Raw genomic sequence first — 22,458 nt, 5'->3', positions numbered from 1 at the left:
TTTTAACCCTATTTTGTCTCAACAATTTTTTGTATGCAAAAAATGCCCTTGTTGCAAAAAATGATGGATTTGTATCGCTACTTCATCATTTATCAGGAGTCCCGTATGGGACGCATTGACGATGATATGGTCTTTAGCAGCTGCAAGCTGAGTTTCATGCACAAATACCGTGCCGTCATTGGGCTGCAAATGCGGCTCAAGCTTGGCAAGCTCACGGTTACGGGGTAATACCACTTTGCCAAGCCCCACCGAACGAACTCCCGCAATACTACCTAGCTGCACTGCATCTTTGAGTGCAGGCGCATTGCCATCTAGCCCCTGTAGATACGAGCGACCGACAAATTTGGGCAGGATTTTGACGATGTTATTGGCACTGATGCTGCCATTGTGCGGCGTCCCAAGTGTCACACATCGAGTAATCTGCCACTGTGGATATCGCTGCAAAAAGTCTCGAATAACCAGCCCACCAAGACTATGACCGACCAAATAAATAGGCACACCCGCTTTTTCATGTTTGGTCAGCCAGCGGTGCAAACGGCGGCTATGGTTGGCAAGATTATGCGCGATGCTAAAATACCCAAACCTATGACACTCGTAGCCGAGTTTGGTGAGTTTTTTGGCAAGCGGTCGCATCGCCCAGGCATGCATGTGTAAACCATGAATGAGGATGACAATCGGTTTGGATTGGCGTTTTATCATAAAGCCTTTTGTATCTATGATTTGTATCTATGATGCTAAAAATTTGGCGAAAATGCCTCCCACTTAGCTTATCATTTTCTCGGTTGCCCCGACGGGTTTGCAAAACATTGTTACCATTTCATACTATAATTGCGATTTGTGAATTGATGATAATGATTTTATACAGGCTTTTTTCTTTTGAAATTTTGGCTTAACTTGGCTTACACTTAAATTGGTTTACATAAGGCGCGCTATGACATTTCAGTCCCCAATCCAACAAGCTTTACAACACTACCCTATCACGTTGGCGTTGGTGGTAATTTGTGTTGGGGTGTTTGCCTTACAGCTATTTTTTGGCGTCAATCCGACCAACCCCACTAATCAATCGTTAATTGTTTGGGGTGCCAATTTCTTACCCTTTTCGCTGGGTGAAGCGCCGTGGCGATTGGTGACCAGTCTGTTTTTGCATATTGGTTTTATGCATTTGCTGTTTAATATGTTTGCTTTATATTATTTTGGACAAGTGGCTGAGCGGATGTTTGGCGCTGTCAATTTTTTAGCGTTGTTTTTGTTATCAGGGGTTGGCGGCAATTTGCTCAATAACTTTTTGGGCTTGCATAGCGTGATGGCAGGTGAGCCGCCGATTATTAGTGCCGGTGCGTCAGGTGGTATCATGGGCATTGGGATGGCGTTATTGGTGACAGCGCTAACCAAAACATCGTTTAATAATTTTGCGTTAAATTTTCGCTCGTTACTGATAGTGATGGTGATTAATTTGGGCTATGGTTTTTTGGTGGGCGGTATCGATAATGCCAGTCATGTGGGCGGTGCAATTATAGGTGGCTTGCTGGGTATGGTGTACATCATACAGTATCGCGTTATCCGCCAGCAGCAGCTATTCGCCCATAAAGCTAGTAGCGCGCATTGGCCACCCAATCATCTTGGCGATCGACCAATCTCTGGCAGCACTGCCCCATTCATACCGCCTTCTGTGTTAAAGGGTAAAATCATTACCGCAAGCTATGTAGTGTTGATAGTGGGATTTATGGCGATGTATGGCTGGCTACATATCAGTTTTATGCAATTACTCAATCATGCGTTGCCAAGTATTATCCATTAACAGTTAATAATTTTTTAACGGGATAAAAATTTTAGCGGTTGACCGTTTAAAACGCTTATTCCTGCGCCCTTTTGCCAATCTTGTTTGCCAATCTAGCAAGTGACAATGCTATAATAGCGCCACTATTTAGCCAGTGAAAAGGACTAGCCAATGACCGTCATCAAGAAAGACGACTTTATCAATTCTATCGCCAACGCCTTTCAATACATCAGTTATTATCACCCAAAAGACTTCGTTGATGCTGTATATGAAGCATGGCAAAAAGAAACCAACCAATCTGCCAAAAACGCCATGGGGCAAATCCTCACCAATAGCCGTATGTCAGCGATGGGTCATCGTCCGATTTGCCAAGATACTGGTAGTGCGGTAGTGTTCCTTGATATCGGTATGAACGTGCAATGGGACTTGCAAGGCTCAGCGATGAGCGTTGAAGACATGGTTAATGAAGGGGTGCGCCGTGCTTACAACAATCCAGACAACCCACTACGGGCATCCATCCTAGTAGACCCAATTGGCAAACGTCAAAACACCAAAGACAACACGCCAGCAGTGGTTCACATGAGCGTGGTACCGGGTGACAAAGTTGATGTGATTTGTGCCGCGAAAGGCGGCGGTTCAGAAAACAAAGCAAAATTTGCGATGCTAAACCCCTCAGATTCGATTGAAGAATGGGTGTTAAAAACCGTCCCACAAATGGGGGCAGGTTGGTGTCCACCTGGTATTTTAGGTATCGGTGTCGGCGGCACGCCAGAAAAAGCCATGATGCTTGCCAAACGCTCACTCATGGAACACATCGATATCCATGATTTACAAGCCAAAGCCCAAAGCGGTGCCGAGCTTGATAGCGTTGAGCGCTTACGTCTTAATATGTATGACAAAGTGAACGAGCTTGGCGTTGGTGCCCAAGGTCTTGGCGGCTTGACTACGGTACTGGATGTAAAAGTACTAGATTTTCCTACCCATGCCGCAAGTAAAGCCGTTGCCATGATTCCAAACTGTGCGGCGACTCGTCATATTCACTTTACCCTAGACGGTCAAGGGGAAGCTGCCTTGCCGGTACCTTCCCTATCAGATTGGCCAGAAGTGTCATTTGGCTCCGATGATGTGATTAAAGTCAATGTTAACGACTTAACCAAAGAAACCTTAGGTCAGTTTAACATCGGTGATACCTTACTACTTAGTGGTAAAATCTTAACGGGTCGTGATGCCGCGCACAAACGCATGGTCGATATGCTTGCCAAAGGCGAAGCGTTACCCGTTGATTTACAAAATCGCTTTATTTATTATGTCGGTCCTGTCGATGCAGTGGGCGATGAAGTGGTCGGTCCTGCGGGTCCCACCACCTCAACGCGTATGGATAAATTCACCGATACAATCTTGGGTCAAGGCTTGATTGGGATGATTGGTAAATCTGAGCGTAGCCCTGCGACTTGTGAAGTCATCGCCAAACATGGCGCAATTTATCTCATTGCAGTGGGTGGTGCCGCCTACTTGGTATCAAAAGCTATCAAAGGCGCTAAAGTGCTTGCCTTCCCAGAGCTAGGCATGGAAGCGATTTATGAGTTTGAGGTAGAAGATATGCCTGTGACCGTGGCTGTGGATAATCAAGGCAACAGCATCCACCGTTTTGATAAAGTCGCTGAACGCGCTCGGCAAGTGATTGCCGAGCCTGTACGTTTTGTGCCTTAGTCAATTTTTTCAAAATTTTTGATACAAGATTTTTAATATTAATAAAAGCCTTAAGCATTCCCTTAAGGCTTTTTTTAGGTCAAAAAAATACCCAGATAATGTATTATCTGGGCAGGAGGAAAAGTGGAGAAGTTTATAGTTATTGTTATAGCTAGTTGTTATTATTCATAATACTTTTAATTTTTTTGGCTGTTTTTCTTGATAATTAGCAGTTATACAAAGAAGCCTATCAACCCATCAAACCGCACGATAGGAATTTTGGGTGGCATTTGGCATGACAATCCATAACACGATATATATCAAAATGCCTGGCACTGCGACACTCGCGGTTGAGATAATCACAAACAACAAACGCACCAATGTTGCATTCCAGCCAAGATACTCTGCAATACCCCCCAGCACACCTGCAATCATACGATGATTCTGAGAGCGATGAAGTTTTACCAGTTTATTTGCCATTCAATTTTTTACCTGTTAAAAATAAAGAAAACCACTTACGACTTAGTTAAAACCTAACATCTTTAAAAATTAACGCTTTTAAAACGTGCTGCCGTTAGAAAATTTAGTGCCATCAGCTAAAATTATTGGTTAAAGATGCTGCGTTTTGGTGATGACTTATTATAAGCAAATGCAGAGTGTAGTTGGGTGACAAAACGTAGAATGATGTTTCTTTTGGTAACTTTTTCTACAGCATTATTATCATGAGCGATTATGAGGAGCGCTGTTATCGTGGCTATGCTGTTATCGCGGCTATATAATGTTTTTGGTAGCGTGTGTGCACCGATTCTTACAAATTGTGATACTAGCGTTACAAACGATTGTAACTTCATAGCAGCTAATCGATTATCATAGCGTTACTTTTTTATAGCCTTACTAGGATATCCTTAGTAGGGATATCTATCCAAGTAATCAAAAAATCAAGTCGATAAAAAATAGTTAAAAAAACCATGATGAAGTATTGAGGAAAGCATGATGCAAGATGTGGGTATCATTATTGGACATTTTGAGCCGCTGCATTTGGGGCATGTAAGAACGATTTTGCATGCGTCTGGGCAAGTCAAAGACTTATATATTTTTATTACTCCCCACCCTGCGCCAAATCCAAATTTTTCCATTGATTTGAAAGATAAGGCGCGCTGGATGACCATGGCATTTGCTGATTTGCCATTTGTGCATATAGAGATTTTACCTGATTTGGTAACCCCCTCGTATGAAGACAATTATCAAGATTTGAGCGTTAATGAGGTCAATGCGATATTAGCGGATTTGCAACAACGTTATCCCAAGTTGAGCGCATCCACCGATACGGCAGGGACAGTAGCCCCTGTCGTATTTATGGATGAAACCCATCCGTTTGTCGATTATGATTTACATTTACCTGTGGTGACGACGCCACGCCAACATGGTTTTGATAGCCGCAAGATTCACAATAACCCCGCGCTGTATTGGTCAGCGATTCATCCGCAAGCGCGAGGTGACTACACTAAAACTGTGGCATTGGTGGGTGGTGAAAGCTCAGGTAAAACCACACTACTGCATAAACTAGCCAACTATTATGGTGCAAGCTATGGCTTAGAAATGGGACGGCTGTTTGTGCAAACCGATTTGGGGGGTACTGAGCTTGGTATGCAATACGATGACTATCCGCTCATGGCAACTGACCATGAACAAGCGATACGCGCCGCCAAACGCTTTGCCCCTGCCCCAATCACCTTGGTGGATACAGATTTTGTGACCACGCAAGCATTCTGTGAAGAATATGAAGGGCGTACCCACCCGTTTTTGACCGCCTGTATCGATGAGTTTCGCTTAGATTATACCCTGATGCTTGCCAATAATACCCCTTGGGTCGCCGATGGGATGCGCTCTCTAGGCAGCGAGTCCCAGCGTGAGCGTTTTGAAAATCGTTTAAAACAAATCTTTGCCCGCCATCATATTGCGCCGCTATTTATTGATAGTCCAGACTATCATCAACGATTCTTGGATGCGATTGCGCTCATTGATGCACACGTTTTTCACCACTATCAAGATATCGAGGCATAAAATAATTTTCTAGACATGCTTGGTAAATATGCTAAAAATTTTTGGTTTTATTTTTTAAAGCTTAATTAAAAAAATGTTGTTATGGTTGTAATGACTGTTGGAGGCGAAATGCGAATTGCAATTTTGGATAAAATTACCGGTGAATGGGCACAAGAATGGACGGTGGTATGGTTCTTTTTTGGGGTAATTGCACTGGGTACCGGTTTTTGGTTGACCACAGAACATCGAGCGTTGGACTGGTTTTATTTGGGGGTGTCTTTTATCGGGCTATTGTGTGTGGTATCGCTGAGTTTTCGCCGCAATATCGCAGGTAATGGCTTTGGTATGTTGGCAACGGCAGGTGAAACCATTGTACAGGGAACTGCAGGTGCGGTGGGTTTGATGCTCGCACCGCTGTTTAACTTTTTTACCCATTTATATGGCATTTTTTATTGGTCAAAAAATACCGATGGCGATGGCAATATGATTCCCAAATCAGCCAATAAAATTGTTTGGTTGGTAACCATTGCCTTTATCGCGATTGGCTTGGCATTATTTCCAACTGTCAATAATTGGCTAGCGTCGATGGGTTATGGCGTGGTCGCCGACGATGGCAGTAAATTTTTGGGCGTAATTGATTTTTTTTGGATTAATGTGTTGGCATTTGTGCTATCCATCACAGCGCAAGCCACGATGATTTTACGCTATTCATTCAACTGGTGGTTATGGATTGCGGTGAATTTTGTTTGGCTGATTGTCAACTTGATGTCGCAAAATTATGTTTTTGCCATTCAAACCATGGTGTACCAAATTAATGCGTTTGTGGGGCTGTATGAATGGTATCGCAGTGAGCAAAAAGCCAAAGGCTTGGCGTAATAGCCATTAGTATCAAAAGCCATTGTTATTAAAAGCCACTGATATCAAAACCTATCAGGGTAAATTCGCTGGTTTGACAAACGACTAGGGTGTGATACGATTCAGTGGTAACTGATGGGATTCACACCCATTTTTTATCAGCAATTTTTTTCACTGTCTTTATTATCTTTAAGGAAGAAGATTATGGCAACCGTGACCCTGCTTCATTCAAAAAAATCCCTACAAAGCTGGCTGGCTGACTACGCCGTGAGCCACCAACATCCTATCAATAAAAAAATTCATTGGCTGTGCGTACCCACGATTTTTGCCAGTATCTTAGGCATGGGAATGTCATGGCAGGCGGCATTTACGTTGGTACTGATTGCTTTGGTAATGCTGTTTTATCTACGCTTGTCTACGCAATTATTTATTGCTATGGGCATGTTTGTACTGTTTTGCTTAGCAGCGATTGCTATCTTGCCATTTGGGTTTAAGTTTTATTTTGGCGTATTTGTGATAGCGTGGATTGGGCAATTTTTCGGTCACAAAATTGAAGGCAAAAAACCGTCATTTTTTGAAGACTTACAATTTTTGTTGATTGGTCCTGCCTGGGTCGCAAATTCATTGAGTGAAAAATTGGCAAAACCTAAAACATCATAAAAAACTTCATATTCACTAAGAAAACCCAACATATTACAGCGGCTATTTCCTAGATAATTGCAATGGCTTTGACTATCGCTAGGTTTTTTGGCGATGTATGGTCGACCTACTCACCTTGAGTGCCATATCACTTGTTAGCTTGTTGTTATTATGATTAAAAAAGTATCCAACCGCTGGCAACGTATTGACGTGCCGCAAAAATTCCCGACTATCCATGCGGCTTTGGCTTATTGTAAAAGCCAATTAAATAACTTGGGGGATAAAGGCTTTATCCAAATCAAAATTGCCGATGGCGAGTATTATTTAAGCCAAGTTGAAATTGATTTTTTTAGTGATCGGGTAGAGATTATTGGCAATTTGGACGATCCTGATAAGGTGCAGTTACATTTTGATGATGCCCATAACCGCTGTGGCTTTTTGATGCAGCGGGGCAATGGTATTTTTAAAATCGATGGCATGACTATCAATGGGACTAAGGCGTTTTTGGGCTATGGACAGTGGCAAGATGAAGGCTATGGTGCCGGTATCATGTGTAATTACAATAGTCAAGTGCTGATCGGGTCAAAGGTCCGTATCAATAAGTTTTATTATGGGGTTGCCGCCCGCTTTGGCTCAAGTATCCGCTGTGAGCCTGGGGTGATTGTACAGTTTGCAGGGGATGTCGGATTTTTCGCGTATGGGGGCTCGATAGATGCCCAGCAATGCGAGGCGTATCACTGTGCGCATTTGGATGAAGAGTTGGGTTTTGGATTTTGCGCGGAATCCAGCGGCTTTATCAATGCCGACAACAGCGTGTCTGCACACAACCATATCGCGGGGTTTTATGCACTTACCAATGGCTCGATGTGGTGCCATGATACCAGTGCCAGCGAAAACAAACATGGCTTTTTGGCGCTACACAGTGGCGTGCTAAGCTGCAATAGCATTAACCGACGTACCAATGCCTATCGCAATTATGGCTACGGCTATTTTGCTGACAATGGCGGACGTATTTTAGCCAATCGCAGTCTTGGCAATGAAAACGTGGTCGGTGGCTATTTTGCCCGTCATCATGCTAGTATCGATATCACCCATGCCAATGCCAACCACAATGAGGGTCATGGCTATACTGCAATCAATGCCACCTTGCTCGGTAACGGTGCTGAAGCGCGATTTAATCAAGGTAATGGCTTTGTCATAGGACAGTCAGGTTTTTTGGATGGCAGTTTTTTGATGGCGTATGGCAATGAAGGCTATGGCTATCACTTAGATCATTGCCAAGCCTTTATGCCCAATGCCCGTGGTTGGAAAAACGCACTGGGTCGTATGCACAAAGTCCATAGTCACGTCGCTATCAAATAAATTTTCCACGCCTTGCCGCGTTTTGCCTACTGTTTTTCTAGCTTTTTCGCCTTTTAATCTTTTAGCCTGTTAGCTCATCGTTAATAAAAGCCAATCTTTCATCAAATCACAACCTATTTCATTTAGATTCATCAGGCTCTTACCCGCTTTTTACTGCATTTCTCGTGCTATGGCTTACTCTCAAAAATTGTCAACATCGATTGATTAATTAGTTAAAAGCGGTTTATCTTATATTAAGCATTATGATTAAGCCCTATAATCGATTTTTTTCTCGCATTCTTACCTAAAATTACAATAAGTAATGAATAAGTAATATGATTTGGTATGTATTCGTTTTAAGGTATGGAAGTTAAAATAACAATCAAATAATTGATTTTATTAAGAATACAAAAATTTTTAGTTTAAGTCTATTTATCTTACTGTCCCCTTAGGAAAATAATAACAATGAAGCGGCTAATCTTTGACCTAGATGACACCCTATGCACCACCCAAAATGGCGACTATGCCAATGCCCAACCTATCACCGAAGTTGTCGAAAAACTTAGAGAATACCATCGACAAGGGTTTACCATTATCATCAATACCAGTCGCAATATGCGCACCTATCAAGGCAATATTGGCGCTATTAATAAAAACACGTTGCCAATTATCATCGATTGGCTGAGACGACATGATATCCCGTATGATGAATTATACGTGGGTAAACCTTGGTGCGGCTTTGAAGGGTTTTATGTGGATGATAAAGCTATTCGACCCGACGAATTGGTCAAGCTAAGCTATGCAGAGATTTGCCAGTTACTTGATTTAACACCTTAATAAAAAATAAAAACAATAACGACAGTTAAGGTAATTTAACGCTATGATACTCATTAACGCCTCTTCCTATGTCAATGCCGAATTTGAAGCAGAAATTGGGCGCATTCCGCCTTGTATGCTGCCCATTGGCAATAAAAAACTATTACAGCTGCAAGTCGATGTGGTACGCCAACAATTCCCCCATGAAAAAATTCTATTGTCACTACCCGAAGCTTATACTTTAACCATCAATGAAAAAGCAGTGATTGAGTCACTTCCCATTGATGTGGTGACAATCCCTGAAAATTTGGCATTGTCTGAGACGATTTTATATGTGCTTAATCTAGCCATTGATAAATCATACCAGCATATTCGTATCATCCAAGGGGATGTATTTTTACCACACTTAGTTGATTGCTCAGATTGTATTGGCGTGTCGGATAAAACGCGCCAATACGATTGGCAACAAACCAAAAAAATGAAAGAAAACCCCACCGATTGGATTGGCTATTTTGCCTTTTCCTCACGATTGGAGTTGATTAAAGCGCTGGCGATTAGTAAGAAAAATTTTGTGCGGGCGATTTATTTGTACCAACAGACGATGCCAATGAAATCGGTCAACATTGAGTCGTATTATGACTGCAGTAATTTTGTGCATTATATTCATGCCCGTGCCAATATGACCACCGAACGCGCCTTTAATTCACTGCAGATTCGTGAAGGCATTGTCACAAAAAGCAGTGATGACAACAACAAAATTGAAGCGGAAATTTATTGGTACACCCATATTCCTGCGCCACTCAGACGTTTTACCCCGCAGTTGATTGATTATCAGCAAGTGGACGGACAGTTTAGTTATAGCTTAGAGTTTTTGCCATTGTTACCGCTCAATGAGTTGTATGTGCATGGCTTAAATACCACTGAGTTTTGGCAACATATTTTTCAGCTATTAAAAGAATTTTTTAGTATGGCCAATCAGTCCGACGTGCATCGCCATATCGAAACAGGGTTTGCCAAATCGTATGCTGAAGATTTGTACCATAAAAAAACTTTAAAGCGGCTGTACGCGTATGCTGATGATGCCGATGTCGATTTGAACCAACCTGTGATATATGATGGAACGATGCTTGGCAGTACGCTAGAGATTGCGCAAGATTGTATCGACAAAGCCTTGGCACTGCCAAACACTGTGAGTGTCATGCATGGCGATTTATGTTTTAGCAACATCATGTATGACATGCGCGGTCGCCGGGTAAAAGTTTTTGACCCACGTGGCACGGATTCTAACGGCAATTTTAGTATTTTTGGTAACGCAAGCTATGATTTAGCCAAGCTCACCCATTCTGTGATTGGTATGTATGATTTTATCATCGCAGGGCGTTATGAAATTATCGATAGCCCTAGTGGTAGCGATATACGATTTGATATTGATAAGCGTTTGGAGCAAATCCAGCAAGACTTTTTTGCCGGCACCTGGGTCAATGGCATGACGACAGAATCTATCATGCCAGCGGTGGTGTTATTGTTCTTATCCATGCTACCATTGCATGCAGATAGACCCGATCGCCAGCGCGCCATGCTGCTCAATGCGTATCGTTTATACAAAATGTATGTGATGGAGGCAGTGACATGTTCGTAATTCCGATGGCAGGGCTAAGCAGTCGTTTTTTTAAGGCAGGCTTTGAGGTGCCTAAGTATCAATTGTCGATTGCTGATACCATTGTTTTTGATTTGGCAATCAAGTCGTTTGAGCGCTATTTTAGTACCGATTTATTTTTGCTTATCGTGCGTGATGTGTATGATACCCCACGATTTGTTGCTGAGCGATTAACGCGCTTGGGTGTGCGTAATTTTATGATTCATACCCTTGATGGCGAGACAGCGGGGCAAGCTGAAACAGTAGCGCTGGGACTCGGTAATCCTAGCATTGATGACAATGAGCCGATTTATATTTTTAACATCGATACCTTTCGCTATGGTTTTGAAAAACCTGACTGGGTAGAGTCTGTTGATGGCTATTTAGAAGTATTTGAAGGCGAAGGCGACCATTGGTCATTTATTGCCGTCGATGACGATGACAGGGTGATTAAAACCACCGAAAAACAGCGTATCTCCAATCTTTGCAGTGATGGTTTGTATTATTTTAAATCCAAGCAGCAGTATCTATCGTTGTTTCAACAAGCGATTGCGCAACAGTTGACGGTTAACAATGAATATTATATTGCCCCCATGTATAATTTATTAATCGCACAAGGCGGCAGGGTTGGCTATGTCAAAATCACGGAGGACGACATTGATTTTTGCGGTACGCCGGATGAATACCAAGCGCTTAAAGCCCACGGTTTAAAGATTGAGGTTTAAAAATTGGCGTTTAATTGTTTAACTGTTGGAAAAAAAGCTTACCATCTGTTGGGTAAGCTTTTTTATTTAGCGAATTTAGGGATAAAGACGCGAGAAAATCTGCTGTTGATCAACTGGGCTAGTTTGATAAAACTCTGCCGCGGCAATACTTTTCATTACCGCTCGTTCATCCGCATGCGCCAAGCGGGTTTCGTCCACTTGGTTAGGATACCAATATTGATAAAACAGCTGATACCAGTCATCATGGCTGATGCAGTTCATCGCCATAAAAGCATCGGTCAATGTCCACTCGTATTTGGGTAACCGCAGCCCGTAGTCTGTCATATCAAGCACAATCACTTCACTCGCCAAAAATGCCTTGTGCGCGTCTAGAATCTGCTCGTTGAGTTCATTGTAATAGCTTGGTGTGGCAGCGTAGCCAATTTGATTGGCATAATGACTGGCAATATGCTGCTCGACAGCCAACCGCGTGCGAAAAGTATTGTCCGCAAATTTGGCATCGACATCTTGTGCATGCGATTCAAAATAAGTGGCATTGTCTCTAGTCATCAGGGGTGCCGACCAAAACGCCTGCAGTCGCTCGGTCTTGCCAAACTGCGCCCAATCGCTGATATGAAACGCCATATGCTCAAACATGCTGGGGTCAATAGTAAAAAATGACGGCACTACTATTGGTGAGTAGTCGGTTCCTTTAGTTTTTGAGGATAAATGGGTCTGGGAATGTAACGTTACTTGCTGGGTATAATAGCGATAAAATTGTAGCAGGTTGTCATTGAGCAAGTAGCTATCGGTGCGCAGTTTGAGCGCATATTCGGTGCTGACTTGGCTTAAACCCGCTTGCGTGGAGATGATTTGTCGATTGACGTTGTTGGGAGCGTCATAGCCAAATTTGATATTGGGCAGACCACCAGGATCTGGGTTTAAAATCAGCTGATCGATACCCAATTTGTCGGCGCTATCAAACTCGGTGGGCAACGCAAGCGTATCCCAAGTCGATAATACAATGGTCGCATGGGGCAATGCTGCTCGGGTTTTGGCGACGTTAGCCATAAAATCACTGCCGTCATCACCGCCCTGCCCTAGCTGGTGAACGTTGATACCACCTTGAAAAATAACCGTCACTGACTGACTGGGGAGAGTATTTGCTTGCATAGGTTTCCATGATGCTGGTTATCAATTAAATTGTTATCATAAATTATTGTTATCTGCTAACCCGTCATCATACCGCAATTTTGTTCAATTATCGGTCAGTGATTTGTTATCTGACTTTGATATAACAAACTGTTAGACAGTGGCTTTTAGACCTTGGCTGTTAAACCTTGGCTGTTAGACCTTAGCTTTTAGACCTTGGCTGTTAAACCTTGGCTGTTAGACCTTAGCTTTTAGACATTGGCACGGAGCATCACACTGGTCGCCCACGCGCGATGCGTGGCTGGCTCAAGCATACTGTTGTCTTGCTTGAACACCGCCTTGGCATCAGCAGCAAGAATCGCGGTGGCTTGACTGCGCTCTATGTCATTGACATAAAAAGCGTGTTTGACTGCAGCAATTTGCTCAGGGTGAATGATGGTCTTTCCCACCAGTCCCAAGGCGACATCTTGCCGCAATTCTTCAGCAAACAAGGCAGGTTTATCCAAATACTCAAACACGGGCGCAGTCAAATAAAAACCCTGCGGCACAAAACACGCAATTAACTGATAGATAAGTATGCCGACTGGGGTTTGATAGATTGTCACATCGGACGGGCGACGCAAGCGCAGCGAGGCAAATAAATCATTGCCGCCAATACGCAGTGCCAAAATCGACTGGCTAAACCCTTCACTAAACGCTAGCGCCAGTTCTTGGTTGTGTATCGGGTTAAAGATGAGCCGAGTCTCAAGGGTCGGCATCAATAACTGTGTCGATGGCAATGCCTGACAAGCCAATCGCCAATCGGCAAGGCTTTGCATATCGATTTTTGGTAACACAAAGCCATCCACTAAGGCAATCGTCTGCCAACTGGCAAGCTCGCTGAGCATCAAGGCGTTGCGCGGTCGGATAAACACCATCGGGCGTGAGGCTCGCGGTGAAATTGGGCGCGATTCATCACCAAAACCATGCCTCTGGGCGTGCTGAGCCCATGTTGCAAGCAGCTGCTTTAAGTTTGCGAGCGCGGCAGGAATCTCACTTTCACTTACCGCATCTTCCAAACAAATCACGATACTATCAATCTCAGCCAATTTTTGCTGGCTAATAATTTGCCAAATGTCTTGGCGCGTGGCTGGCATATAAAGCGTCGCACCCAGCTGGTAGGGATTGATAGTCGGCGCAACAGACGCAGCCAAAAAATGATTTACAGGGTGTAATAGTGTCATAAAAGTACAATGTGCGTAAAAGAGCGATTAGGATAAATGGGCGGTTAACAAGGTCGATGAGCGCAAAGAAGCGGTTATCATTGGCTTCTGTTCTTAATAATGGTGACAGCTTGGTAAGGTGCAATGCTGGCATCTGCAATTAATTGAATATTTTTTTCCTCACAAAGATGACGCAGTAATGCCGTATCTTGTCCGTCTGCCATCTCATTGACCAACACACACTCAGGGTCGCGCCGTAATATCGCGCGGGTCGCCTCGGCAATGGTGGGTTTGATACGGTTGCGATTGCTGATGGCAAAGCGCGCCGCCAAGTCATCTATCACAGACTGGGTGGCAAAAGTCGGCAATAACTTGCCCGTTAGCGGCGTTGGTAAGGGCGTTTGCTGACGCAGCGCATCAATGGTTTGGATAAACTCGCCACTGCGATCCCAAGGCTGTAACTGGTCATAATACACTGCTTGGTGCAGTCCATCACTGGGCTCACGATACAGGGTACGCGATATCAGCCCAGAGACAGTGCTATTGAGCAAACTTGCCGGCATCAGCCAATCATCATCACTCGCCGATAGCCAAGCCACCCCGGCAGGATCTGCCAACGTCACCAGTGGAATCACCCCGCCACCTTGGTGAAATAGTTGCGCTTGTTGCCGCTTATCATTGATTTGGGCTAAACTTCGTTGCAACTCACCATAGATAGCCCCTTTACCCGTCCAACCATCGACAAACACAATCGGGCTATGGGGATGCTGCTGCAAAATATATTGCAAGGCAACAGGGTCAAGCCCGCGGTCACGGATGATACTCACCCCGTAATGCTGACTGGCTAACGCATAGCTGGCAGATGCATCACTAAGCGCTTTTTGCAGCAATACCCCAATCGGCAATCCTGCCCGCACGAGACTGACCAATATCAGCGGCTGCGAGTCACTCACGCAAGCATGAAATAGCTGATGTAAGCTAAAGGCAAGGCTTGTGACATCATTTGCCATGCGCTGTTTGCCTGCCGCCAATGCTTGATTGTACAAGGCTTCATGCGTGGCGCTGGGCGGTTTTTCAAGCGTCAGCATATCTGAATAATGGCGCTGACCTGATTGGATTAATGCTTCTTTTTGGGTTGGGCTGATATCACTGACGCTATCAGCACTGACGATATCGAGCAGCAAGGTAACATCAGCGGGTAAATAACTACCCGAAAAATTCGCCTGAATTGTCATGATTATAAACACCCTTGACTGATAGCATCATGCAGTTGCCCTCGATTGGGCGTGCCATACCAGTCCAATAATTGTAAAAACGGCAAATCCGCCAAACTATCACCAAAACCAAAACAAGGGCGGTTTTTATCCAAATGATAATCGAGCAAAAAACGCATCGCGTGATGTTTGTTGACGACGTGCGGCAAGATTGCCAAGTTATTGGCATTGACATGGATATAAAACTCATCGCCCAAATCAGCCGCCTCATTGAGCACACTCGGCAGCTGTGCCGCAAACTGTAGCAAAGCATCATGGTCTTTATGCCGATGTTTGATGGCGACATACACCATCAAATCCGCCGCGTTATTGTCTACTATAAAGTGTTCATAATGTGGGGTTATGCGTAGTGCTTCAAACCCTGCCAATCGCGCCATAAGCTGGGTCAGTTTGGGTTGTAGCGCCACCAATTGCCCTGCCATTAGCCGCTGCCAACGCGCACAAATCTGCCCCGATGGCGCTACAATCACCGCACCATGGGTCAAAACTTGCCAACTATCAAACGGCAGTTTGACGCGCATAATCTCAGTGGTATCTCTTGCGGTGACAGGGATGAGCTCTGTTGATTGGGATAACCAATTAAAAAAATGGCGCTGCTTTGGGGTCAAAAAGCTCAATGGCGCATTCTGCTTATCGACGGTCGCCGCCACCAACCCATCCATTGGCAATTGCCAAGCTGCAATTTTTCGCTGGGTTTGAAACAAGGTATCATCCAAATCCATCAAAGCATAAGGCTTGACTAGCGCGACTTTTGATTCAAAAAAACGGGCTTGGGGTTTAAAAAAATCGGTCATTCACACTCACTTTTATCAAACTTAACTTTTATCGATTTTGTGGCTGATTAGCTTTCGGACTTCAGGTGTCAGATTTTGGGTATCAGATTTCGGGTGTCAGATTTTGGGTCTCGGTGAAATTACCATGACATTATCAAAGCGCTGCCAAATCTCATCCACGCTATCTTGGGGGGTTTCCACGCACAACAGCACCCAATCCCACGCCTCAGGCGTCACGTTGTAAACAAAATTGGTCATGCCCAAGCCATAATGATCAAAGAACTTGATAACACTAGTCACGGCGCTATCAGCATGGATGGCGATGGGTGACCGCGTCAAGGCGGAAAATTTGACATCCGCTTGATACTGCGCCAAGCGTTCGGCAAGCAACAACGGCAACCAAACAAACTCATTACTGCCCAGTACCAAGATTTTTTGATGAGCAAATGACGCTAGGGTTAATTGTCTTTGGCTCAGCGTATGATGCAAACCTTGCAGCAAAAAATCCAACCCCAATGTACTATCGCGTGTCGGTTGCCTCCCCCAATTGCCGGTAGGTAGCAGTGGCTGACTGCCTGCCTCTGTGGTTGACACATTTGGCATGGTAACCGCGGGTGCATTTACCCTATCTGTCCACGTCCAATCGCCTGCCAGCAAATGATGGCGAAAAAAAGCGATGTCATTAAAAATATTATTATCCGTTTTGCCCAGTTTCTTACTAAGTTTTTTGCCCAGCGACCAATCAACTAACGTCGCCAAATGCACTTGCTCAAGCTTACTCATTCCTGCTTGACGCAGGGCGTTGACCACATTTTGGCAGGTATTACCTGTGGAGGCTTCGTCATCGACCATAATCAAGGTTTTGGCGTTTTCAACGTTTGCTTGTAGCGCGCTGTCATCACTTTGGTAAATCAAATGCACACTGGCATGACTATGATCTTCGCTAAACGTGGTAAGCAGCTCTGCTGCCTGTGCATGCCGCGTCGAGTTGAGCAAAATAGCCTGCGGATAACGCGCCTGTAGCACTTGATGCACCCCTGCCGACAGTCCGACTGCGGTCTCCGCCATGCCAATCACCACAATCGGCTCGGGCAAATCCTCGGGTATGAGAGTCGCCAACTGGGTGAAGGCTTGTCGCATTTTATCGGGGGATACCGGAATATGCCGTCCCAATACTTTGGATACAAACAAAAACGCGCGCTTGGGATTGATGCGCTCAGCAAACCCCAACAAATCATCAAGCTGATAATCTGCCGTGGTTTGATAACGTAAAGTAAGCTCGCCACGCGATAACGAAATGATTTTTTGCTCAGTCATGGCGTCTATTATCCTGTTATTTTTGCGTTAGCCGATTTTGACACTGGTCATCAGCGGGCGCACGATGCAAGGGGTGATGGTATCACGTACCGCTGCCAACTGCGGTTTGGCAATACAGCCTGACCAATAGGCAAAAGCTAATTGGGTTAAATTCATCATGCCGTCGTCAAAGGCATGATCGGTGTAACCAATACCGCCAGAGGCGCGGCTATTGATTTCCAGTACCTTGTGCATGCCATTTTCATCAGCCTTGGTTTGGATGCTCACAATACCATCGGCTTTTAGGGCTGTCACCAGACGCTTGACAAGTTCCATCACTCCCTCGTCATAGCCCACATGCTGCTCACTGCCTTCTTTATAGCGCGTCACTGCGGCTAACACTTCCCCTGTCTCACATACCACATCAATCGAATATTCTTTGCCTGCTAGATATGGCATCAACAGCATGGCAATGGGTTTGTCAGTTATGATCTGGCTATGGTTATAAGCGTGTAAAAATTGCGCCAGATGGATTTTTTTATCCTCAGTAAAGTATAAATGCTCAAAACTATCCCACGCATCGACCGCTGCGGTATCGAGTCGCCAAAATCCTTGCGCAAATATGCCTTTGACGGGTTTTACACATAACGGCTGCTCACCATGCAACGCTAGCAGTGCCATTAACTCATCTGTATTATCGAACTGCCAGCCACTTGCCACAGGGATGTCATGTTGCTGGCAAAAGGCTGTAAAAGCGGCTTTATCATCCATTAATTCAAGCGTGGCTGTGTCAGTTGCGCCTGTCAACAACCGAATACCGGCTGCTTTGAAGTCTTGACGTCTGACTTCATAATCTTGGCTATTGCGCCCTGTCAATATCACTTTGCTATTATGCTTTTTGGCCTGTTCAAGTACAAACCCAACCCGCTCACTTGGCTCGGATGGCTCTTGGTACGCTATATCGGCACAGTTTAAGATTTCTGGTCGTGGCTGTCGATGAGATGCCACGATGGTCATGGGTAAGTTATATTGGCATTTCATGGCTTGCATGGCAAGTAGCATCTCACGCTGGCTTGACTGCCCTTCTGCCAACCAAATTGAAAACGGGGTATTACTGGGGTTTAAAATCATTGAACTTCCATTGGCAACGCATCATGCCATTTAACTTATTATCAACTGGATGAAAAGCCGTATCATAGAATAAAACTGGGTTGGATGAATAGCATTTTTAGCATTTCGTCCACTAAAAAATCTTGGGCAACTAAACGAGTGAGTAACGCCATCATAATTTTTTTCCTTTACCCCTTAATCAATAAAAAAAACGAATGCCACCTCACAGTGACATTCGTTTTTTTTACCTAAACTGTATCTTTAACAAACAAGCGAATACCGTGTTTATTTATAACCCGCTTTTTTCATTAGCATAATCGCATGGCGTTGGTTTTTACCAGCCACGGATACATTGATAATGTCCTGCTTAAAGCTGCCCCATCTGGCGACTTTTGGATCTGGTGCGATGCGTGGGTTGGCTGGGTATTCACTGTTCAAGTCAGCAAATAAATTTTGTGCCTCTGCGCCACTGAGCCATTCCATAAATTTTTGTGCTTGTGCCGCGTTTTTGCTGTGTTTAACTACGCCAATACCCGATACATTGACATGGGTGCCCTGCCATTTTTGGTTGGCAAAATAGGGTTTGACCTTAATGTTTGGCTTGGTATCAAGCAGCCGACCATAGTAGTAAGTATTGGCGATACCGACATCACAGCGACCTGCGTCAATTGCTTCAAGCAGCGCTGTGTCATTGGCAAATGGCGCGGTGGCTAGATTACTGACCCAACCTTTTAAAATACGCTCCATTTGTGGTAAGCCGTTGTGCTGAATCATGGTGGCAACCAAAGATTGGTTATAGACATTGTCCGACGTTCTTAAACACAGCTTGCCTTTCCACTTGGGGGTAGATAAATCTGCGTAAGTTGATAGCTGGCTTGGATTGATTTTGGTTGGGTTGTAAAAAATGGTACGGGCGCGCACTGACATACCAAACCAACGATTTTGTGGGTCTTGGAATTGCGGCGGGATATTGGTTTCGAGTACTTTTGAATTGACAGGTCTTAAGATGTTTTCTTGCGCCGCTTGCCATAAGTTACCGCCATCGACTGTGATGAGTAAGTCAGCTGGGGTATTAGCACCTTCTGCTTTAATTTTTTCGATCAGTACGCCTGCTTTATCGTTGACCAGCTTGATTTTTACGCCTGTTTGCTGCTGGTATTTTGCCACAATCGGCTTCAACAAATTATCAGCACGCGCTGAATAAATCACCAGATCACTTGCTAGCGCAGGTGTTACCGCACCCATCAACATACCAAAAGCCATCAAGCGTTTCATAATTTACCCTTTTATTCGTCCTAAAAAATTATACCGAACACCCTACTAAAAAGCAGACCTTGACGATGCGACGATGCAAGTTTAAATCGCCGCCAAACGTAGTGGTTTCGTAGTATAATATAGAATATTTATTTAAACAATAATAATTATTATTTACATTAAGGTTAACGATTTGGGTGCACATGAATAAGGGTATTGGTTTGGCTCGGTTTTGGCTGGTGCTATGTTCGACTCTAGTATTGCTGCCGCTTTTGGTGGTACTTACTAGCTTTGGTGAGATTGACCAAGAGATTTGGCAGTTTTTGCTTGATTATCAGTTGGGGTTACTACTTAAAAACACCCTGATATTGCTAATCACGACGTCCGTCGGGATTTTGCTACTTGGCGTGACCACCGCATGGCTGACGGCGATGTACCAGTTTCCAGGACGTAAGCTATTTTTTTGGGCGATGATGCTGCCACTTACTGTACCTGCTTACGTATTGGCGTTTGTGCAATTGGGTATGTTTGACTATACGGGTGCGATTAGTACCTATTTGCGAGAGCAGCAGGGGTTTGCACAAGGACTGCCCGATATCCGCAATATTTGGGGATTATCGATTGTGCTGATACTCGCGTTTTATCCCTATGTGTATCTGCTCGCTCGCAACGCCTTTACCAGTATGGGGCAACAGGCGCTGGAGATGGGCGCATCGCTTGGCTTGACGCCGCGCGAATCGTTACTCAAAATTGCCCTACCGATGGCGCGTCCATGGCTCATGGGTGGCTTGCTGCTGGCGATGATGGAAGTCCTCGCAGATTTTGGTGCGGTATCTGTCTTTGGGGTAGAAACCTTCACTACTGCTATTTATCAAGCTTGGTTTGGCTTTTTTTCCATTGATACTGCTAAACAACTGGCTTCTTTACTGGTGCTATTTGTATTTGTCATGATTATGCTGGAGCAGCTGAGTCGCGGCCGCCGTCAATTTGCCACCAAAAAATCAACGGCAATCCAGCCAAAGCCGCTACCTAGTGGTTTGGGTTGGCTGACAACGGTCTATTGCGGTGTGATTTTGCTGGTCAGCTTTGTGCTACCTGTCATCCAGTTGATTGTTTGGGTGGTCGCACATTGGCAGCAGGGCGATGTGAGCGCGTTGCTCCAGCCGATGGGCAATTCATTAGTGATTGGGCTTGTTGGTGCGGTATTGGTCATGGTTGTGGCATTGCTACTTGTGATTGCCAAGCGCAGTGATAAGTCATTGTTTGCCACGATTTTGATGCGTATTACCACGCTCGGCTATGCCATCCCTGGTTCGGTATTGGCGATTGGTATTTTTATCCCAATTGCAGCGATGGACAATCTGTTATTACAATTTTTGCCCGTCAGTGATGGTACGACCGCTATCATCAAAGGCACGTTAATTGTGATGCTTTTAGCCTATATTATTCGCTTTTTGGCGCTGGCAGTGTCGAGCATTGAGGCAGGTTTTGAGCGTGTCCGCCCAAGTCTTGTGGAGTCGGCAGTCATCCTCAATGTGCGCGGTGTTGCGTTGATTCGCCGTTTGTATATCCCTTTGGTCAAAAGCTCGCTAGGCGTTGCCGTACTCATGGTGTTTGTCGATTTGATGAAAGAGATGCCCATCACGCTAATGACCCGACCTAGTGATTGGGACACACTTGCGGTGCGAATTTATGCCTTTACCATGGAAGGGCAGTTTCAGCAAGCCGCATTGCCTGCACTGGTCATTATACTAGCGGGACTGCTGCCCGTGATTTTGTTTTCCAAGGAAAGTAACGTAACATGAACTTCAATGATTTATCGCAGAACGCGGTATCGGATGCGCATTTGACTGTGAATGAGTTATCGCTCAGTTATCACCCGTCTAGCAAAACCGTCCTCGATCAGATTAGTTTTGAGTTGCCGCAAGGGCAAATTGCGTGTTTGGTCGGTCAATCTGGCTGTGGTAAAACCAGCCTGCTACGCTGCATTGCAGGTTTTGAAACCCCGACAGCAGGCTCAATTCAATTTGGTAAGCGGACGCTATTTGATAGCCGCACCCACATCAATATCCCTGCTTATCAGCGCCAGATTGGCATTGTGTTTCAGGATTATGCGCTGTTTCCGCATTTGACGGTGGCAGACAACATTGGTTTTGGGCTTCAACACTTGTCAAAAACTGACAGAAAGGGCAACATTGATGCTTTACTTACCTTGATAGGACTGGCACATTTAGCATGTCGCTACCCGCATCAATTATCTGGCGGGCAGCAGCAGCGGGTGGCATTGGCACGGGCGATTGCCCCCAATCCACAGCTGATTTTGTTTGATGAGCCATTCTCAAGTCTCGATGCCGATATGCGAGAAGCGTTGGCGATGAGCATTCAGCAGCTACTTAAAGCCAAAAAAATCAGCGCCATTGTGGTGACCCATGACCAGCAAGAAGCCTTTATGATAGCCGATAAAATCGGTATGTTGGCAGATGGTCGATTGCAGCAATGGGACACGCCAATTCAATTGTATCAAGCCCCCAGTACCGCCACGGTGGCAAAATTTGTCGGCAAAGGTAGCTTTCTACAGGCGCAGCAACATGGCAATGACTTGGTGACCGCAATCGGTACGTTGCCAATGAGCGATTATCCTTATTTTGCAGACAGTCACCAAGTGCTGATTCGACCAGAATGGCTATCGGTGGTACCCCAAACAAACAGCGCGGTTAATGGATTGATTATCGCCAAGCAGTTTAAAGGCAGTCATGTGGTTTATGAAGTGCAGCTTGCTAGTCAAGAGCGTGTGTTGGTCTACTCACCCACAGATGTTGCCATATTGGGCGAAACCGTAGGGCTGCTGATCACTCACCTGCCTGCAAGCCGTCAATAAAGGTGAACCGCCCCGGAAT

General features: G+C 44.8%; 20 protein-coding genes. 11 read left to right on the top strand and 9 right to left on the bottom strand.

What is annotated here, in order from left to right; genetic code table 11:
• Positions 1-18: 18 nt before the first annotated feature.
• Complete coding sequence (locus ACAM39_RS03125; protein ID WP_369628195.1) at positions 19-699, bottom strand: alpha/beta fold hydrolase; 681 nt, start codon at positions 697-699, stop codon at positions 19-21.
• A gap of 232 nt (positions 700-931) precedes the next feature.
• Between ACAM39_RS03125 and ACAM39_RS03120 the strand changes: the two genes are divergently transcribed.
• Positions 932-1,798, top strand: coding sequence for a rhomboid family intramembrane serine protease (locus ACAM39_RS03120; protein ID WP_369628194.1), 867 nt, complete (start codon positions 932-934; stop codon positions 1,796-1,798).
• A gap of 150 nt (positions 1,799-1,948) precedes the next feature.
• Entirely contained in the window at positions 1,949-3,487 is a 1,539-nt protein-coding gene (locus tag ACAM39_RS03115) for a fumarate hydratase (protein WP_369628193.1), read from the top strand.
• 237 nt (positions 3,488-3,724) lie between these two features.
• Here the strand turns inward: ACAM39_RS03115 and ACAM39_RS03110 are convergent, their stop codons facing one another.
• Positions 3,725-3,946 (bottom strand): PspC domain-containing protein, encoded by a 222-nt coding sequence (locus ACAM39_RS03110; RefSeq protein ID WP_036597767.1) that lies wholly within the window; start codon positions 3,944-3,946, stop codon positions 3,725-3,727.
• Between the two features lie 513 nt (positions 3,947-4,459).
• On the opposite strand from ACAM39_RS03110, the gene nadR reads away from it, so the two are divergent.
• The 7 genes from nadR to ACAM39_RS03075 all read left to right on the top strand — a co-directional run bounded on the left by nadR (position 4,460) and on the right by ACAM39_RS03075 (position 11,521).
• Positions 4,460-5,530 carry a multifunctional transcriptional regulator/nicotinamide-nucleotide adenylyltransferase/ribosylnicotinamide kinase NadR gene (gene nadR / locus ACAM39_RS03105; protein WP_472828266.1) on the top strand — a complete coding sequence of 357 codons (1,071 nt, stop codon included), beginning with the start codon at positions 4,460-4,462 and terminating at the stop codon, positions 5,528-5,530.
• A 108-nt stretch (positions 5,531-5,638) separates the two neighbouring features.
• Positions 5,639-6,385, top strand: a complete 747-nt coding sequence (gene pnuC / locus ACAM39_RS03100) for a nicotinamide riboside transporter PnuC (RefSeq protein ID WP_369628191.1) — start codon at positions 5,639-5,641, stop codon at positions 6,383-6,385.
• A gap of 183 nt (positions 6,386-6,568) precedes the next feature.
• Positions 6,569-7,024 (top strand): Mpo1 family 2-hydroxy fatty acid dioxygenase, encoded by a 456-nt coding sequence (locus ACAM39_RS03095; RefSeq protein ID WP_369628190.1) that lies wholly within the window; start codon positions 6,569-6,571, stop codon positions 7,022-7,024.
• Between the two features lie 150 nt (positions 7,025-7,174).
• Complete coding sequence (locus ACAM39_RS03090; RefSeq protein ID WP_369628189.1) at positions 7,175-8,365, top strand: hypothetical protein; 1,191 nt, start codon at positions 7,175-7,177, stop codon at positions 8,363-8,365.
• Between the two features lie 444 nt (positions 8,366-8,809).
• Positions 8,810-9,181 (top strand): HAD-IIIC family phosphatase, encoded by a 372-nt coding sequence (locus ACAM39_RS03085; protein WP_369628188.1) that lies wholly within the window; start codon positions 8,810-8,812, stop codon positions 9,179-9,181.
• Between the two features lie 43 nt (positions 9,182-9,224).
• A complete protein-coding gene (locus ACAM39_RS03080) occupies positions 9,225-10,799 on the top strand; it encodes an aminoglycoside phosphotransferase family protein (protein ID WP_369628187.1) in 1,575 nt (524 codons plus the stop codon).
• Positions 10,790-11,521, top strand: a complete 732-nt coding sequence (locus ACAM39_RS03075; protein ID WP_369628186.1) for a glycosyltransferase family 2 protein — start codon at positions 10,790-10,792, stop codon at positions 11,519-11,521. The genes ACAM39_RS03080 and ACAM39_RS03075 overlap by 10 nt, the downstream gene beginning before the upstream one ends.
• Positions 11,522-11,596: 75 nt before the next feature.
• Here the strand turns inward: ACAM39_RS03075 and ACAM39_RS03070 are convergent, their stop codons facing one another.
• The 7 genes from ACAM39_RS03070 to ACAM39_RS03040 form a co-directional block, all read right to left on the bottom strand.
• Positions 11,597-12,673 (bottom strand): WavE lipopolysaccharide synthesis family protein, encoded by a 1,077-nt coding sequence (locus ACAM39_RS03070; RefSeq protein WP_369628185.1) that lies wholly within the window; start codon positions 12,671-12,673, stop codon positions 11,597-11,599.
• A gap of 230 nt (positions 12,674-12,903) precedes the next feature.
• Complete coding sequence (locus ACAM39_RS03065) at positions 12,904-13,875, bottom strand: HpcH/HpaI aldolase/citrate lyase family protein (protein WP_369628184.1); 972 nt, start codon at positions 13,873-13,875, stop codon at positions 12,904-12,906.
• A gap of 77 nt (positions 13,876-13,952) precedes the next feature.
• Positions 13,953-15,089, bottom strand: coding sequence for a cysteine protease StiP domain-containing protein (locus ACAM39_RS03060; protein WP_369628183.1), 1,137 nt, complete (start codon positions 15,087-15,089; stop codon positions 13,953-13,955).
• Positions 15,090-15,091: 2 nt separating this feature from the next.
• Complete coding sequence (locus ACAM39_RS03055; RefSeq protein WP_369628182.1) at positions 15,092-15,922, bottom strand: HAD family hydrolase; 831 nt, start codon at positions 15,920-15,922, stop codon at positions 15,092-15,094.
• A 96-nt stretch (positions 15,923-16,018) separates the two neighbouring features.
• Positions 16,019-17,218, bottom strand: coding sequence for a phosphoribosyltransferase domain-containing protein (locus tag ACAM39_RS03050; RefSeq protein ID WP_369628181.1), 1,200 nt, complete (start codon positions 17,216-17,218; stop codon positions 16,019-16,021).
• A gap of 27 nt (positions 17,219-17,245) precedes the next feature.
• Positions 17,246-18,328 carry an ATP-grasp domain-containing protein gene (locus ACAM39_RS03045; RefSeq protein WP_369628180.1) on the bottom strand — a complete coding sequence of 361 codons (1,083 nt, stop codon included), beginning with the start codon at positions 18,326-18,328 and terminating at the stop codon, positions 17,246-17,248.
• 264 nt (positions 18,329-18,592) lie between these two features.
• Positions 18,593-19,582, bottom strand: coding sequence for an extracellular solute-binding protein (locus ACAM39_RS03040; protein ID WP_315264095.1), 990 nt, complete (start codon positions 19,580-19,582; stop codon positions 18,593-18,595).
• A gap of 182 nt (positions 19,583-19,764) precedes the next feature.
• Between ACAM39_RS03040 and ACAM39_RS03035 the strand changes: the two genes are divergently transcribed.
• Together ACAM39_RS03035 and ACAM39_RS03030 are read left to right on the top strand one after the other, a co-directional pair.
• Positions 19,765-21,366 (top strand): ABC transporter permease, encoded by a 1,602-nt coding sequence (locus tag ACAM39_RS03035; RefSeq protein WP_369628179.1) that lies wholly within the window; start codon positions 19,765-19,767, stop codon positions 21,364-21,366.
• Positions 21,363-22,439: an ABC transporter ATP-binding protein gene (locus ACAM39_RS03030; RefSeq protein ID WP_369628178.1), complete on the top strand. Its 1,077-nt coding sequence runs from the start codon at positions 21,363-21,365 to the stop codon at positions 22,437-22,439. Before ACAM39_RS03035 ends, ACAM39_RS03030 begins: the two co-directional genes overlap by 4 nt.
• Positions 22,440-22,458 lie beyond the last annotated feature (19 nt).

This window comes from Moraxella sp. K02 (genome assembly GCF_041154755.1).
In the GTDB taxonomy this organism is placed as follows: domain Bacteria; phylum Pseudomonadota; class Gammaproteobacteria; order Pseudomonadales; family Moraxellaceae; genus Faucicola.
Note: the sequence above shows the minus strand (reverse complement) of the source record. Positions and strands in the feature narration are given on the sequence as shown.